A 1,342-nucleotide genomic window follows, 5' to 3' on the forward strand; every position below is an offset into this window, starting at 1 on the left:
CTTCAGATGCCTTTTAGCCAATGAAAAGAGCTGTCATGGTAACAAGACTCTCCCTTTGATGACTTGAAAAAGGGACCATGAATAAATTTAAGTATTCTATGGGGGATGATTATGAATATTGGAAGCGAATATTTGAAGGTTGTTATGGACCGATTTAAAAGTGTAAAAAGCCTTGGAGATAAAACGATAAATCAATTATCTGAGGAAGAAATATATTGGATATTTAATAACGAGTCAAATAGTGTTGCCATAATTGTAAAGCACATGAGTGGAAATATGGTTTCAAGGTGGACTGACTTTTTAACTTCAGATGGGGAAAAGGAATATAGAAATCGTGATGAAGAATTCAAATATGATATATCTTCAAAATCAGAGCTAACAATGGTTTGGGAAAAAGGTTGGAAAACCCTAATTGATGCATTAACTGGTTTAAGTGAACAAGACTTATTAAAAATTATCCATATTCGTGGAGAAGGTCATTTGGTTTTAGAAGCTATTGAAAGGCAAATGGCTCATTATGCATATCATGTGGGTCAAATAGTTTATATTGCTAAACAAGTTAAAGGTGAAGAATGGGAGAGTCTTAGTATTCCAAAAGGAAAATCGGAAGAATATTTACAACAAATGCTTGAAAAACATCAAGATAAATAGAAAAAATACTTTGGGAATTAGGTGGAACTAAATGGGGAGTACAATTTCATTTATTAGCCCTTTGATTCCCAAAGATGAAATGAAGTTACCCTTTTTGGAAAATCCCTTCTTATACATGCTGTCACGCTTGATTTCTAATCGGCCAACACAATCGAATCTTCTTTGCTCCAAATATAATAAATAAATTCATTCTCCTCATTCATATTAAGTTCTTCCTCACTTGCCGCTCTTTGAATAAATCCGTTCTTTTCCAAAACCTTTTGGGAAGCTGCATTATATGTCGCGGTCATGGCTTTAATGCACTTTACTCCTAGTTCGGGAGCTGCCTCTAGCAGCATTTTGAGCGCATGATTAGCAATGCCTTTCCCTGTGTGTGCCTCTCCAATTCTATAACCAACAGATCCAACACTTTCAACTGGGTCAATATCGACTAAATTGATTCTTCCTAGAATAGAGCCGTTTTCACCTTTAATTAAATAAAAATGAGATACCCCCAGATCTTGTTCTTCTAGCAAGGCTTCATTCTTCAATTTAAAGGTATTATATTCATAGTAATCATCTCCGCGGCTTGGAACCATCGTTTCGAAAAAAGCTCTGTTCTCCACTTCAAATGTAAATAATCTTTCAAAATCTGCTTCGGATAATTTTACAATTAATATTTTCATCGGCAATCACCATCAACTTAAGGTTT

Annotated in this window: 2 protein-coding genes; one reads left to right on the forward strand and one right to left on the reverse strand. The window is 34.7% G+C overall.

Annotation, left to right across the window (positions count from 1 at the left end; genetic code table 11):
• Positions 1–111: 111 nt before the first annotated feature.
• Positions 112–651, forward strand: a complete 540-nt coding sequence (locus V7149_RS15165) for a DUF1572 family protein (RefSeq protein ID WP_335346449.1) — start codon at positions 112–114, stop codon at positions 649–651.
• A 134-nt stretch (positions 652–785) separates the two neighbouring features.
• On the opposite strand, the gene V7149_RS15170 is transcribed toward V7149_RS15165, so the two are convergent.
• A complete protein-coding gene (locus V7149_RS15170; RefSeq protein WP_335346450.1) occupies positions 786–1,316 on the reverse strand; it encodes a GNAT family N-acetyltransferase in 531 nt (176 codons plus the stop codon).
• Positions 1,317–1,342: the final 26 nt, after the last annotated feature.

This window comes from Bacillus sp. JJ1503, assembly GCF_036965125.1.
GTDB lineage: Bacteria > Bacillota > Bacilli > Bacillales > Cytobacillaceae > Cytobacillus.

What these genes read in the sequence shown, in the direction of transcription:
- V7149_RS15165 (WP_335346449.1), top strand. Translation starts at nt 112, where the DNA reads ATGAATATTGGAAGCGAATATTTGAAGGTTGTTATGGACCGATTTAAA.
- V7149_RS15170 (WP_335346450.1), bottom strand. Translation starts at nt 1,316, where the DNA reads ATGAAAATATTAATTGTAAAATTATCCGAAGCAGATTTTGAAAGATTA.